This window comes from Bacillus safensis FO-36b, assembly GCF_000691165.1.
Lineage (GTDB): Bacteria > Bacillota > Bacilli > Bacillales > Bacillaceae > Bacillus > Bacillus safensis.
On sequence record NZ_ASJD01000004.1, the window covers coordinates 147870 to 162976 of the forward strand.

A 15107-nucleotide genomic window follows, 5' to 3' on the forward strand; every position below is an offset into this window, starting at 1 on the left:
CCAAAAATGACACTATTGACCAGTCCATAATTCAGTGTCATCATCAACTTATGATGTGAAAACGAGAGAAGGTGCACGATGTATATTCATTTAGACCGTTCAAGCGCTACTCCGCTCTGGCAGCAAATCGTGACTGAGATCATTCAAAAAATTCATACACAAAAACTGCATCCTGACGATCAGTTAACACCGACAAGAGTGTTAGCACAGGAGCTTAATGTATCAAGATCAACCGTACAGCTTGCCTATGATGAGCTGCTGGCAAGAGGTTACGTGAGCACATCTAGAAGAGGCGGTACCAAGGTCATTTCAAGCGATCAATATACAGCTTCCCCTCCCTATCAAAGTGAACCGCCTTTTTCACCTCCGACAAGACCTCACTTTGAAGAAGCCGAAAAACAAATGGATCATTGGCTGTCAGCCAATCAATTTCATGAGAAGCTTGATATTGATTTTCGTCATCAGGAGCCAGCCATCGATGCACACTTTCAAAACATATGGAAGCGCTCGCTCATGAAAGCATTACAGCGATTAGATATGAAGGATTGGGGCTATTCCTCACCGCATGGATTATGGGAGGTGCGTTCAGAAATACGCCAATATTTATCTGTTGAACGCGGGATTGATGTAGAAGAAGATCAAATGGTGTTAACAGGTGGTACGCAGCAAGCCATTGATTTGATTTCACAGGTATTGCTTAAAAAAGGTGATACAGTGGCTGTTGAAGATCCAGGTTTCCCTGGGGCAAGGCTGTCGTTTATGCATCGCGAAATGAACATTCACCCCGCACCAGTTGATGAAGAAGGAATGGTGGTGAACACATTGCCCCGGCGAACAAAACTGATTGCTGTGACGCCCTCCCATCAGCGTCCAACTGGAGTATGTATGAGTGTAAACAGAAGGCAGCTGCTGCTGAAGTTTGCTGTCAGCCATCAGTCTTATATATTAGAGGATGATTTTGATGGGGATTATCGTTACCATGGCGGGCCGCTCCCTTCCCTATTTTCAGAAGCACCCGAGCATGTGATTTACATCTTAAGCTTCTCAAAAGTGCTGGCACCTGGCATCCGCCTGGCTGCCATTGTCGGCTCCAAAGCAGTCATGAAAGAAATTGCCGCACTGCAATCACTCATTCAAAGGCAGCTGCCCATTATGGAACAAATCACACTCGCTTCTTTTTTCAAAGAAGGAGAATTCACGCGGTATGTCAGGCGAATGAGACAGTTGTATAAAAAAAGACAGGCAGCCATGATGGAAGCCCTTTTGACACATCACTTTGACAAACACTTCCGTATCTACGGAACCGATACGGGCCTTCATGTCTTTTTAGAAGGAGCGCAAGACTTTGATGAAAAAGGAAGCATTGAGGCAGCAAAAGCAGCTGGCGTTGGCATTTATCCATTAAGTCCTTATTGTTTTGAAAGCAATCGAAAGGGATTACTGCTAGGATTCGCCTGTACGGACGAAAGCATGATTCAAGAGGGCGTTCGCCGTTTAAAGAAAATCCTTCACATCTAAAAAAGTCTGGAAGGTTTACTTCCAGGCTTTTTTAGGATGATTGCTGAATCTGACCTACTTCTTCCATAAATGCGGCTGTCTGCTGCAAGCCATCCTGAAAATGATGGGTAGCGGAAATAAACAGCTTTTCTTGATCGGGATGCTTCAAGAGCTTTTCCACCTTACTGATCCCTTTTTCAAATGAAGCAAGGCCTGTCTTTAATTGTTGATCGGCCTTTTGGTAAGCAGCTGGAACTTCTTGATGATCAAGCCCTTTTTGAATCACACGATCAAATGCTTTCGTCGCTTCTGTCAATTTTTTATTTGTTTGGATCTTTCCATGTCCATCTGAGATAAACTGACCGGTCATATTTTCATATGCTTTATTTAACTCATCCATATAAGACTGCACCCATTGTTCATAAGCAGCTTCTTTTGTGTCTTGCTTTGAAGGCGGCTGACCTGCTTGCTGACAGGCTGCTAGTAATGTCAAAGTTAGGATAAATAGCAGCACCAAATGTGATTGTTTTTTCATACAGAGCCTCCATTTCTTCATCCCATTCGTTCATATCGGTCAAATATAAGCATCCTTTACCACATAAGATTTCTTTTATTGTAACAGACAAGCTCGTGTCTCTTCTGTGATTTATGGATAAATGAATGAAAATATGTCTAAGGATTCACATTTCCCTGTCATTTCCCAAACAACCAATAGACGACGAGACATACGTATTTGGTTTCAATGAATTCTTCTTTATGATGTAGCGGCGCCTTTTTGCATTTCATTCATGCTGGATAAGAGGTCCAGCGGCTGCTCTGCCGCTGGCTTTTGACTAATATTTGTTTCGAAGCTCCCTTAATATAAAATCGTATACGAGATTGAGCTGCTGTTCTTTTGGATACAGCATAAATTCTTGTTTCTTCGGAAGACCTCCATCGAGACGATCTTGAAATTTCGTTCGGAGATATGCTGTCCGGTGCACCTGACTCTCAAATGATTTATATGAGACATCAAGTTTGACGGTTTGCTCGTTTGTAAAGGTGACCACCGTGTCTCCGAGGGATGATTCTTGGAAGGTATGAATGTATTTGTGGGAGATCCAGCCGCACTGAGGACGGTTGGATGAATAGGTTGGGAAAAAATACAGATGATTGGATGAGTCAATCACAATTGGGGGTTTGTGAGAAATTCCTGTTACTTCGTATGTTCCCGCCTTTCTGCCTGCATAGCTTGAGCCGAAGAATCTGCAGCTGCGTTCAATAATTTGCAGGGGCTTTAATTCAACGTAAAAGCTTGTCTCTCTTTCTATAACTTTTGAATATACTCTTTTTCCTTCTTCAACTGGAAGGACCGCCATTGTTGTTTGATTAATGACGTATGAATCTAAAGGTGTTTCACTAATTCCTGACACTTCATTTCCTCCTGTGTTAATATTTGGTTATTTTAGATACTATTAATCTATCACCAACATATAAGAAACGACAGGATTTTTTCAAAATTTATTAAAAATCATCTTTTTATCATATTTTTTAGTCCATTCGATCTATCGAAAAGCCATTTTTAAAGATATATCACATCCTGTCGATTGGACAAGAGGTGTCGATTCTGCTCAAAAATAAATTGTCTAAAAATTATAAATTCTTGTTGATTTTTTCTCCGCCAATCCATATACTATAAAAAAGGCATCGGGGGGATTCTTTATGAAAGAGAAAAAAACGTATGCTGAGCTCATGAAGTCCCGCAACACCCAAAAAACCGAAGAAAACGGCGTCACCATTTTAGACATCTATATTCAAATGGTTTTAGATGAGGCGCTTTATAAACAGCGCTTAACCTTCCTAAGAGAAGAGATTGATAAGGCACTGGATCAGCGTGATGAAAAGCGATTCAATGACTTGTCAGCTCAATATGCAGAACACTGCTTACATCAATCATGATGATTTTACTTGCGGCAGAGAGACAGTAACTCGTCTCTTTACCGCAAGTTTTTTGTTTATCCATTTAAAATGGTCCCGCCATTCACATGCAGCATTTGTCCATTCATATAAGATGAGTCTTCGCTCGCTAAAAATAAATAACTTGGCGCAAGCTCTACTGGCTCACCAGGACGTTCCATTGGGACATCTCCGCCAAATTCAGAGACTTCTTTTTCCGTAAAGGTTGAGGGAATCAGCGGTGTCCAAATAGGACCGGGAGCTACTCCATTCACTCTAATCCCTTGTTTAATGAGCGATAAAGATAATGATCTCGTAAAGGTGACGACCGCCCCTTTTGTGGATGAATAATCGATCAATGTTTCATGCCCTTTATAGGCGGTGACAGAGGCTGTATTAATGATACTGCTTCCTTTTTTTAAATGAGGAAGAACAGCCTTTGTTAAATAAAACATGGCAAAAATATTCGTTTGAAACGTCCGAAGAAGCTGATGCGAGGTAATTTGCTCAATGCTTTTTTGTGGATGCTGTTCCCCGGCGTTATTCACCAAAATATCAATGGAACCGAAGGCATCTTTTGTTTTTTTGACGACCTCATTAGAAAAAGCCTCATCCCCTAAATCACCTGCAATTAAGATGACACGGCCTCCCGCTTTCTCAATATAGTCCTTCGTCTCCTCGGCATCACGATGTTCACTTAAGTAAACAATGGCGACATTGGCACCTTCCTTCGCAAATAAAACAGAGACTGCTCTTCCAATCCCGCTGTCTCCACCTGTCACAATGGCTGTTTTTCCTGCTAACTTTTTATTCTGCACCTCACGATCAAAGACAGGTCTAGGGTTCATTTTATATTCAAGACCCGGACGTTCATTTTGGTGCTGAGGCGGTAATGTTTTCTTCGGCTGCTTTGTTGACACGTTAGTCCACTCCTTCCTTTTATCTTGTTTATTTTTATGTGCTGGCTGCTTTTTTATGTATGACGCCCCTGTTTCCTTTCAGATGTATGATTTTCAGCATTGTGGAAAAATTATACACAACAAATCATTGGAGGCGACAACATGGAACAAGAACATAAAGGAATGGAACAGGCAAAATCGTTATGGCTGGCGGATAGTCAGAAGCATTCTTTTCCTGCTGTCAGTGAAGATCTCACAGCAGATGTGATCATTGTCGGCGGCGGTATTACCGGTATCGCTGCGGCGTTTGAAATGACAGAGCGAGGACTAGATGTGATCATCATTGATGCCGAACAATTGCTGCAAGGCACGACCGGACACACAACGGCTAAAATCACCTCACAGCATGATGTGTACTATTATGAGCTGATTCAACAAATTGGGATGCCAAAAGCACGTTTGTATGTAGAAGCAAATGAGAAAGCAAAAGACCTCATTCAAGCTCGTATCAAAGAGCACGACATCGATTGTCAGCTAGAGATAAAAGATGCTTACCTTTATACAAAGGAAGAAAGCGGTGTAAAAAAGTTAAAGAAGGAATTAGATGCCTACAAACAGCTTGGTATTGACCGGGAATGGAAAACAAAGCTTCCTTTTGACGCTGACATTAAAGCAGCCCTTGCGATGACCAATCAGGCACAGTTTCATCCCCTTCATTATCTCAATGCGCTAATCGACAAGCTCCTAGAGCGAGGTGTACGTATCTTTGAACAAACAACCGCTGTTGATGTAAAAGAAGGGAACCGCCCTGCTGTCGTCACAAAAAGCGGATATCATCTGACAGGGCGCTATGTCATTTCATGCTCACACTTTCCTTTTTATGATGGAAAAGGACTTTATTTCACCCGTATTCATCCAGAGCAATCCTATGTCGTAGCAGCTAAAACAACCAAACCACTCACAGACGGAATGTACCTAGGAATTGACCAGCCTGCTCACTCTTTAAGAACGGCAGAATGGGACGGAGAAGAAGTAGTCCTCATCGGAGGAGAAGGCCATAAAACAGGACAAGGCGGAGATGAATCCGCTCACTATGAAGGACTAGAAACGTTTGGAGACGCCACCCTTGGAATAGAAGAAGTGCTGTATCGCTGGTCAACCCACGATATGGTCACAATGGATCAAATCCCTTACATTGGCCGCCTGACCAAACACCACCAGAATATCTTTGTAGCAACCGGCTTTAGAAAATGGGGCATGACCACAAGCCACGTCGCAGCCACTCTTATCGGTGATTTAATTGAAGGAAAATCGAATCCATACGAATTAATCTTTACGCCATCAAGACCTGTTACTGACTCTTTCGTCAAAGATTTCGTTAAAGAAAATGCCAATGTCGCTGCCAAGCTGATCAGTGGTAAATTCAAACGAACTGATCAAACAATCGATGATTTAAAACCAGGCGAGGGCGGCATTATCTCGTATGAACATAAAAAGTGCGGCGCCTATAAATCAGAGGATGGGAATGTCTTTCTAGTCGATACAACATGTACTCACCTAGGCTGTGAAGTGGCTTGGAATAATAGTGACCGCACTTGGGATTGCCCGTGTCACGGTTCACGTTTTTCCATTACTGGAGAAGTAGTAGAAGGCCCTGCTAAAAAACCACTAAAAAGGTCATATAAAGAACAGTAAAATTTCACTCGTCCCCCCTTTAAAAAATCCAATATTATCCGATAAAAAACATAAAGTCTGATATTTTTGATGATTATGGGGGGACAAACACATTGTTATTTAAAAAAGAACCGAAAAGAAAAAACACTGCTTTTTTCACACAGCAGGATGATGGGATAAAACGAATCAACTTCTCGAACAATACGGACATCGCGAAACAAATCAAAATGATTGACCTGACGCAGCATGACCTATTGATATTAAAGCAGCTCAATCCAATTGTTCAGGATGATATTGCACATATTGTTGATAAGTTTTATAAAAATTTAGAAGTCGAGTCTTCCTTGATGCATATCATTCAAGACAATAGTTCTGTCGATCGTTTGAAAAAAACACTCCGCATTCATATTAGCGAAATGTTTGCAGGCGTGATTGACGAAGCCTATGTGGCAAAACGCATTAAAATTGCGCAAGTTCATTTACGGATTGGACTCCAGCCTAAATGGTACATGGCAGCATTCCAAGACCTTCTGCTATCAATTATGGATTTATTCGCTAACCATATCCAAGATTTCAAAGAATATCAGACAGCGGTCAAAGCGACGACGAAAATTTTAAATTTAGAGCAGCAGCTTGTCCTAGATACATTCCAAAATGAATATTCTAAAATTCGTGATGAAGCAGAAGAGCAGCAGCAAGAGCTTCATACAAAAATCACAGAGACTTCAAATTCGCTTGCTTCGCTCTTCTCAAACACAACAAGTGCGGTCGACAAGCTTGTCTCAAAATCGGATGAGATGGCGGACATGTCACAAGCTGGAACACAAATTTCAGCACAGGTCGAAGAAAAATCAATCGGCGGTAAAAAAGAATTAGAAATTCAGCAAACACAAATGAATCAGATTGATGGCAGCATGACGAAGATTGAAACAGAAATTAAGCGTCTTGAGGAAATCGCCAAACAAATTGAACAAATCTTTGGGATTGTCACAGGCATTGCAGAGCAGACGAACTTGTTATCTTTAAATGCTTCAATCGAATCTGCACGAGCAGGAGAACATGGAAAAGGCTTTGCTGTCGTTGCAAACGAGGTGCGCAAATTATCAGAGGACACAAAGAAAACGGTTTCAACTGTATCTGAACTTGTCAACAATACCAATTCACAAATCGCCATTGTCTCTCAGCACATTGCGGACGTGAATTTACTTGTGACAGACAGTAAAGAAAAAATGACACAAATCAATTCACTCTTCGATGATATCGTCAGCAGCATGAACTTAAGCAAAAACCAAAACGGAAAAATTGAAATTGACCTTCAGACTTTCCTTAACGAATTGAAGGAAGTCAAACAAACGGTGTCTCAAGTCGCAAGCTCCGTCGAATCCTTAACAAGCCTGACAAATCGCTAATACAGTCTTTTTTCTTCTGCTTTAGTATAATAGAAGAAAAGATAGAAAAGGCGGGATTTGATTGACAACAATTTGCCTAGTCAGACACGGGGAAACAGATTGGAATGCAGCGAAACGAATTCAAGGACGAACAGATATCCCTTTAAACGACACAGGTAAATGGCAGGCTGAACAAACTGGACTTTACTTAAAGGATGTCCATTGGGATGTTGTCATTTCCAGTCCACTAACAAGGGCAAAAGAAACGGCACACTTGATTTTAAATCATGTCCATGCTCCACTTGTCATCATGGATGATTTTATAGAACGAGATTATGGTGACGCTGAAGGCATGTCGTTTGAGGAGCGTCAGAAGCTGTTTCCAGATAAACAGTATCCAAATATGGAACCAATTGAGACGATTCAAAACCGAATGCTAGAAGGTATTGAGAAAGTCAGAGCCGCCTATCCAGATCAACATGTCCTGATCGTGGCTCACGGAGCTGCTATCCATGCTTTACTCACCACTTTGGCAGATGAACATATGGGTCTACAGAACACGAGACTTGTTAATGCTTGCTTAAATTATGTGGAATGGTCAGATGGTAAATGGAAGGTCCGTGATTACAACGTGGTCAGCCATTTAACTCAATCCGCCCCTTCTTAAAGAGCCTGTTATCTTAGCAGGTTCTTTTTTATGGCAAAAACAATGATAAAATAATATTTTTTTATATCGAAATTCGAAATAGATGCTAGACGATTCTACCTATTTTATGGCTTTTCGGGTATCGAATATTTAACCGGAAATGGATCATGAGAAAAAAAGCACACTCCCTTTTTAATAGAACATCGCTGAAATGATAGAATAAACATATTTTACCACCAGTTCCAAGTGACTTAATTCCCCAATTTTCGCTAGGACTTTCACAAAAATTCGGGTCTACTCTTATTTGCCTACTTCCCTTAAACTGAATATACAGAATAATCAAACGGTTCATTCTTATAGACTACGGATGATTATTCTGAAATAAGAAAAAAGGGATGTGGAATGTGCGTGAAAAAGAAAAATGTGATGACAAGTGTTTTATTGGCTGTCCCTCTTCTGTTTTCAGCAGGGTTTGGAGGATCCATGGCAAATGCCGAAACGGTCTCCAAAACAGATAGTGAAAAAAGCTATATTGTTGGTTTTAAAGCCTCTGCCACCACAAACAGCTCTAAGAAACAAGCTGTCATTCAAAATGGTGGAAAACTAGAAAAACAATACCGCCTCATTAATGCTGCACAAGTGAAAATGTCCGAACAAGCCGCCAAGAAACTTGAACATGACCCTAGCATTGCTTACGTAGAAGAAGACCATAAAGCAGAAGCATATGCACAAACCGTCCCTTATGGAATCCCTCAAATCAAAGCTCCAGCTGTACACGCTCAAGGTTATAAAGGTGCTAATGTCAAAGTAGCTGTCCTTGATACTGGAATCCACGCTGCACACCCTGACTTAAATGTTGCAGGCGGTGCGAGCTTCGTCCCTTCAGAGCCAAATGCCACCCAAGACTTTCAATCACATGGAACTCACGTAGCAGGAACCATTGCTGCCCTTGATAACACAATTGGTGTTCTTGGGGTCGCTCCAAGCGCTTCCCTATATGCTGTGAAAGTATTAGACCGTAATGGCGACGGACAATACAGCTGGATTATTAGCGGTATTGAATGGGCTGTAGCGAATAACATGGATGTCATCAATATGAGCTTAGGCGGACCAAACGGCTCCACAGCGCTTAAAAATGCTGTTGACACAGCGAATAACCGCGGAGTAGTTGTCGTTGCCGCAGCAGGAAATTCAGGTTCATTTGGCTCTACTAGCACCGTTGGCTATCCAGCAAAATACGATTCTACAATTGCTGTTGCCAATGTAAACAGTAACAATGTCAGAAACTCATCTTCTAGCGCAGGTCCTGAATTAGATGTTTCTGCACCTGGTACTTCTATTTTAAGTACGGTGCCAAGCAGTGGATACACTTCTTATACTGGAACATCTATGGCGTCTCCTCATGTAGCAGGAGCAGCAGCGCTTATCCTTTCTAAGTATCCGAATCTATCAACTTCTCAGGTTCGCCAGCGCTTAGAAAACACGGCAACACCGCTTGGTGACTCATTCTATTACGGAAAAGGGTTAATCAACGTTCAAGCGGCTTCTAACTAATCCAAATGTGATAATAAAAATCCGGCTGATCCAGCCGGATTTTATTTATTCCTGCTTTTTCGGCGTTTTCTCTTTTTCCGCTGCTTTTTCCATATCCATAATTCTTTCCATCATGGTCGGGTGTCCATAGCGGAAAATCTTCACTAGAAATGGTGGATTCACCTGGGAGAGCCCTGATTTTGCAAGCTTTTGAAAAGACGTTACGCCTGCATTCCCGTCTTTTGTCATGTTCACCGCATATTCGTCGGCTGCCCGTTCTTGATGCCTTGACACTGCATTTGTAAAAGGTGAAGCTGCAAATGACAGCATGGAAACGATGATTAAAAGAAGCGGAAGAGCGGCGATGTCGTTAGACACCTTGAGTCGAAATGAGGCTGCTCCTTTTTGATAAAGATAAAAATAAAGACGGTCGATTACAAAAAATCCGGCCAGTGACAGCACTAAATATCCTGCTAACCCAATATAGACATGTTTCATGACGTAATGTCCCATTTCATGCGCCATGATAAATAAAATTTCGCGGTCTTTCAGCTTTTGCAGTGTTGTATCCCATAAAACAATACGCTTATTTTCACCTATTCCTGTGACATAAGCGTTCATCGTATTCGTTTTTTCAGACATATTGACCTCGTATACATGATCTGCCGGAATATGCGCTTTGTCTGCCAGCGTTAATATCTTCTTCTCTAGGGCTTGATCCTTTAGTGGATAAAAATTGTTATATAACGGATCAATGACGACCGGCTGTATAAAGAAGAGAAACAGCGTAACTGGGACTGTCAAACACCACGCATACAGCCACCAGCGCTTTCTTCTCTTTTGAATCAGCCAAAAGAACACAATAGCACAAAGGGCAAGGAGCGGATATTGAATCCAAAAATCCAGTGTTTGATCTTTCAACCAGCTTGCCGTACTTTGTGAAGATACTCCGTAGTGTAAAGACAGCTGATAGCCAATCCATTTAATTGGGAATGAAATGATCATTGTTAAAAGTGACAGCACAAACACATACACAAGTTTGCTTAAAAACTTGAAACGGGCTGCTGCCAAGCTCCAGTCTGCTATTTTCCGTGAAAACCCTGAAATGAGCAAAAGAAAAAAGACATACCAATCTAATGGGATGGTTATGAAATACAGCAGGTTCCGTATGTTCGAGAAATTCTCACTGATCACAAGCTCATGGCTTGTCATAAAAGTATGCGGATCTGCACTTGTCTCTTTTATACTTTCAGGTACCGATGAATCCCCCATTAGAAACAAATACGAATAAATAAAAAGACCGTACAATATGTATGCTACCGTTACAAGAGCTATCCATTTACGTACTCGCACAGGTCAGCCTCCTTTCCATCCCTCTCTCTATTCTAGTCGCGCATTTTTTCGTTTAGAACCTGTCTCATGTGGCTCCATCATAGCATGCCCCATCTGAAAAAGCTTTCGCGAAAAAAATGATTATGCGGCTCAAAAATCGGAGAAGCTACATGTAAAACAGTAAGTTGGAGGATCAAAATGAAGAAAATCCTTGCAGGAGTTGTGATTTTTGGACTTTTATTAATCACTTTCTTTTATGTGTTCAGCCGGACGAGCGAAATCTTTGATGAGAATCGAGCAGAAAAATTGCTGCTCTCACCTGCGAATGAATCAATCTCTTATGAAATAGATGATAAGGACACAGCAGAAGATTTAATTGAAGAATTAAATAAAGGCAAACAAACAAGCAATCATCTCAAGAAAAATTTAAAAAAGCCTGATTATATCGCCAAGGTGATGTTCGGACGAACAAACGGCACCACCTTCCAGCTTTGGACCAACCGATCACAGGTCGTTTTTTTAGTTGATGGAACGTTTTATGAACTGAATCAAAAACAGTCGAATTCTTTTCAGAGACAGTTAAAAGAAGCCATTCAAAAGAGCTAAAATGTCTTTGAGAGAAAACCTTGAAGTGCGGGGATTTGTAAGGGAGCCTCCTCATCAGAGACTCCCTTTTTTTATTTACTTTCTTCTGCTTGATACTTTTCTCTTAGCGCTCTTCTTAAAATTTTACCTGTTGTGTTTTTAGGAATATCATCTATGAAATGGATCGTTTGGGGCTGCTTATATTTTGCTAAATAGCGTGAACAATGTGTGATGATGTCTTCTTGATTGATGTGAGCATGTTTCTTAGGGGAAATGTAACAGACGACTGCCTCTCCTGTGTTTGGGTCTGGCACACCGATGACAACGGCTTCTGCTACACCTTCATGTTGATAGAGTACTTCTTCTACTTCTCTTGGATAAACATTATAACCGCCAACAAGAATCATATCCTTTTTCCGATCGACAATGTAAATATATCCGTCTTCATCTCTTCTCGCCAAATCGCCAGTATACAGCCAGCCGTCTCTTAGTGCAGCTTCCGTATCTTCTGGCATTTGATAATAGCCTTTCATGATGTTTGGCCCTTTTGCTATCAGCTCTCCGACTTCATTAGGACCGACTTCTTCTCCAAGTTCATTCACAATTTTATTCTTCACATTCATAATGTCAGTTCCGACAGAACCCGGTTTTCTTTTTCCGTCAAGAGGATTGAATGCAGTCACTGGAGATGCCTCTGATAACCCATAGCCCTCAAGGACCGTAACTCCGAACTTTTTCTCAAAGCCATGCAGTAAGGCAACAGGCATTGAGGCACCGCCTGATATACAGATCCTCACAGATGACATCGCTTCATTATGCCCCTCCTGTCGGTACAAATAGTTATACATGGTGGGCACACCAACAAATAGCGTTGGCTTCTCTTTTTCCATCATGCGCAAAAGCTCTGACGGGCTGAAATGCGGCAAGACATAAATCGTCGCACCATGAATCAACGGCGCATTCATACAGACTGTTAAACAAAATACATGGAACATTGGCAAAGCGGCAATGACCTTGTCCTTTTTATCAATCGATAAATACTCAGCGACATCTCTGGCATTTGAATAAAGGTTGAAATGAGTCAGCATGGCACCTTTTGGTTTTCCTGTCGTGCCAGATGTAAATAAAATAACAGCGGTATCATCTGGCTGAATGGAAGGGTGTACGTTTTCATTCGCAGCACCTGTCACAAGCTTTCCAAAGAAAACAAGCCGATCAGATACTTCCTTGAAGCTTGATCTGCACGCCGCTTCATTTTCTGCACAAATAATGACTCTTTCAATGGAAGGAAGCTGCTCATACACCTGCTCGTACACTGGCAGAAGCTGTTCAGGCGCAACAATACCTTTAACATCACCTGTGATGAGCATATATCCAATTTCACTAGGTGTGTATGTTGGGTTAATAGGCACAACGACAAGCCCTGCCTTTAATGCGCCAAAAAAAGAAATGACGAAATGCGGTGAATTTCCTAAAATAAGCGCGATATGATCCCCGGCTTGAAACCCTTCGCTCACTAATCCATCTGCAAAACGCTCGATACTTGTCATCAGCTCTCGATAGGTCCACTTCTTTCCTTCAAAGATCAATGCGATATTTTCTCCCTTCGTCATCGCCGTCTGCTGAAGATTTTTGATCAAATCCATTCTCCCACCCCTTACATGTCATCAATGAATGAATGGCCATTCATTTTATGGCCGAACATTCCTCCTTTCTATTATAATCGACAATCGAAAAAATCCACAAGATCAAATGTAAATCGCTTTCATTTCCTTCAATCAAAAAAGCACTGCTATGCCTAGCAGTGCTTTCCCGCGATTAATAAATCAAATCAAGAAAATCCTCTTTTGATACGTTGCCGAAATAGTGACGCATGTCCATATCTTCTAAGACGTCACTGATCGTTTTACGATCATATTGCTGGCCAATGAGCCGCTTCTCAATATCGGCAATATCTCCTACGCCAAAGAAATCACCAAAGATTTTGCAATCCTGGATCATCCCTTTTTTCACTTCTAATCGCAAATCAATGGAGCCTGCAGGGAATCTCTTAGAATGCTGCAAATTAAATTTCGGTGAACGGCCATAGTTCCATTCCCATTTTTGATAGCGATCTCGGGAAATCTCGTGAATCTTTTCCCAATCCTTTTCAGTCAGACGATATTGAGGCACGTCCCCATTTGTATCAAAAATGTAGCTTAAAAGAATTTTTCTAAACTCTTCTGTTGTCATTTTTTGATCCATCAGTTCACTAATATTGGCAACCCTGCTTCTAATTGATTTGATGCCTTTTGATTCAATCTTTTCTTTTTTCACATTTAAAGCCGAAACGACATGTTCAATTTCTGAATCAAATAGCAGTGTGCCGTGGCTGAAAATACGTCCTCTTGTTGCGAACTGGGCATTTCCAGAAATTTTACGTCCATCTGCCATGATGTCATTTCTGCCGCTCAATTCAGCTTTAACGCCTAGCTTTTCAAGCGCTTTGATAACTGGCTCTGTGAACTTTTTAAAGTTATGAAAGCTGTCTCCATCATCTTTTGTGATAAAGCTGAAGTTTAAGTTCCCTTTGTCATGGTAAACTGCACCACCGCCGGATAAGCGGCGCACGACTTTGATTCCATTGTCTTCCACATACTTTGTGTTGATTTCTTCTATTGTATTTTGGTTCTTTCCAATAATGATCGACGGCTGATTGATGTAAAACAGCAAATATGTTTCTTCTGGATCTAAATATTTTAAGCAATATTCTTCAATTGCCAAATTAATCATTGGATCATAATGTTGTTCGTTATCGATAAACAGCATCTCTATCTTCCTTCCTTGTTCCATCTAAGCCCTGAATGGGCAAGCTGTATACTGCCAGTATATAACGCCTGTGCTTCATTGACTAGGTCTTTATGACGTCCAAAATGGGGCAGATGGGTGATGATAAGTTCCCCAACATTTGCTTCCTTTGCAATTTTCCCTACTTCCGTACTGTTCATATGTCCGGCACCTGATCCATCTTGTCCAACGTAAAAATTGCTTTCGGCAATGAGCAGATCTGCCCCCTTGCTAAATGGAATAAATGCCTCCTGATAGCTTGAGTCTGCAGTATACACGACCACAGCATCTTCTGCCTGAATTCTCATCGCATAGCATTCTGCCGGATGAACCGTTTTCAAAAAATCAATTTGAAAGGGTCCGAGTTCAATCCTTTCTTCTGGCTGGTAAGGCTTTGCCTTTGTATGTACATCATCAGAAAGCCGCCCAAATGCTTCTTGATCACCAGTATGTCCATAGATCGGAAGCGGGCCGCTGCTTTTTCCTAAATGATATCCCACTAGCTTTGCATATTGGAGTGGTCCGATATCAGCAATATGATCGTGGTGATAATGAGAAAGGAGAACAGCATCTAGTTCTTCTATATCAATGTATTGCTGCAGCTTTGAAAGAACACCGCTTCCGCAGTCTACAAGAAGACGAAAGCCATTTGATTCAAAAAGGTAGCCTGATGTCGCTTCACCAGCTGCCGGAAACCCTCCATAGCATCCAATCACGGTTAAGTTCAACGTCATTTTTCCCTCCTTTTCTAAAAATCCCCTTCTTACAATATACCCATTTTTCAAGGAAAAA

The 15107-nt window shown here is 41.4% G+C and carries 13 protein-coding genes and 1 pseudogene; 7 read left to right on the forward strand and 7 right to left on the reverse strand.

From position 1 onward, the window contains the following. The first annotated feature begins 78 nt into the window (after window positions 1-78). Window positions 79-1518, forward strand: coding sequence for a MocR-like pyridoxine biosynthesis transcription factor PdxR (gene pdxR, locus BA81_RS11190; RefSeq protein ID WP_034282181.1), 1440 nt, complete (start codon window positions 79-81; stop codon window positions 1516-1518). Between the two features lie 31 nt (window positions 1519-1549). On the opposite strand, the gene BA81_RS11195 is transcribed toward pdxR, so the two are convergent. Together BA81_RS11195 and BA81_RS11200 are read right to left on the reverse strand one after the other, a co-directional pair. Then, window positions 1550-2032 carry a hypothetical protein gene (locus tag BA81_RS11195; protein WP_034282182.1) on the reverse strand — a complete coding sequence of 161 codons (483 nt, stop codon included), beginning with the start codon at window positions 2030-2032 and terminating at the stop codon, window positions 1550-1552. A 298-nt stretch (window positions 2033-2330) separates the two neighbouring features. Further along, window positions 2331-2909: a competence protein ComK gene (locus BA81_RS11200; protein ID WP_034282183.1), complete on the reverse strand. Its 579-nt coding sequence runs from the start codon at window positions 2907-2909 to the stop codon at window positions 2331-2333. A 289-nt stretch (window positions 2910-3198) separates the two neighbouring features. Here BA81_RS11200 and BA81_RS11205 point away from each other — a divergent pair, with 289 nt between their 5' ends. Further along, entirely contained in the window at window positions 3199-3435 is a 237-nt protein-coding gene (locus BA81_RS11205) for an IDEAL domain-containing protein (RefSeq protein WP_008348804.1), read from the forward strand. A gap of 56 nt (window positions 3436-3491) precedes the next feature. On the opposite strand, the gene BA81_RS11210 is transcribed toward BA81_RS11205, so the two are convergent. Continuing rightward, window positions 3492-4352, reverse strand: a complete 861-nt coding sequence (locus BA81_RS11210) for an SDR family oxidoreductase (protein WP_034282185.1) — start codon at window positions 4350-4352, stop codon at window positions 3492-3494. 141 nt (window positions 4353-4493) lie between these two features. On the opposite strand from BA81_RS11210, the gene BA81_RS11215 reads away from it, so the two are divergent. The 4 genes and pseudogenes from BA81_RS11215 to BA81_RS11230 all read left to right on the forward strand — a co-directional run bounded on the left by BA81_RS11215 (window position 4494) and on the right by BA81_RS11230 (window position 9593). After that, window positions 4494-6026, forward strand: a complete 1533-nt coding sequence (locus BA81_RS11215; protein ID WP_034282186.1) for an FAD-dependent oxidoreductase — start codon at window positions 4494-4496, stop codon at window positions 6024-6026. Between the two features lie 80 nt (window positions 6027-6106). Then, window positions 6107-7414: pseudogene (locus tag BA81_RS11220) on the forward strand (globin-coupled sensor protein); the annotation flags it as partial. A gap of 61 nt (window positions 7415-7475) precedes the next feature. Continuing rightward, window positions 7476-8060, forward strand: a complete 585-nt coding sequence (locus tag BA81_RS11225) for a histidine phosphatase family protein (protein WP_024426547.1) — start codon at window positions 7476-7478, stop codon at window positions 8058-8060. Between the two features lie 387 nt (window positions 8061-8447). After that, on the forward strand, window positions 8448-9593 hold the full coding sequence (locus tag BA81_RS11230; protein WP_034282323.1) for a serine alkaline protease SapB: 1146 nt from the start codon (window positions 8448-8450) through the stop codon (window positions 9591-9593). A 45-nt stretch (window positions 9594-9638) separates the two neighbouring features. Here the strand turns inward: BA81_RS11230 and BA81_RS11235 are convergent, their stop codons facing one another. Next, window positions 9639-10925, reverse strand: coding sequence for a M48 family metallopeptidase (locus BA81_RS11235; RefSeq protein ID WP_034282187.1), 1287 nt, complete (start codon window positions 10923-10925; stop codon window positions 9639-9641). Window positions 10926-11102: 177 nt separating this feature from the next. On the opposite strand from BA81_RS11235, the gene BA81_RS11240 reads away from it, so the two are divergent. Beyond that, window positions 11103-11510, forward strand: a complete 408-nt coding sequence (locus tag BA81_RS11240; RefSeq protein WP_034282188.1) for a YhfM domain-containing protein — start codon at window positions 11103-11105, stop codon at window positions 11508-11510. 71 nt (window positions 11511-11581) lie between these two features. On the opposite strand, the gene BA81_RS11245 is transcribed toward BA81_RS11240, so the two are convergent. From BA81_RS11245 to BA81_RS11255, 3 genes are all read right to left on the reverse strand, one after another. Continuing rightward, on the reverse strand, window positions 11582-13135 hold the full coding sequence (locus tag BA81_RS11245; RefSeq protein WP_034282189.1) for a fatty acid--CoA ligase family protein: 1554 nt from the start codon (window positions 13133-13135) through the stop codon (window positions 11582-11584). A gap of 172 nt (window positions 13136-13307) precedes the next feature. Continuing rightward, entirely contained in the window at window positions 13308-14297 is a 990-nt protein-coding gene (lplA, locus tag BA81_RS11250) for a lipoate--protein ligase (RefSeq protein ID WP_024425472.1), read from the reverse strand. 2 nt (window positions 14298-14299) lie between these two features. Next, on the reverse strand, window positions 14300-15043 hold the full coding sequence (locus tag BA81_RS11255; protein ID WP_034282324.1) for an MBL fold metallo-hydrolase: 744 nt from the start codon (window positions 15041-15043) through the stop codon (window positions 14300-14302). Window positions 15044-15107 lie beyond the last annotated feature (64 nt).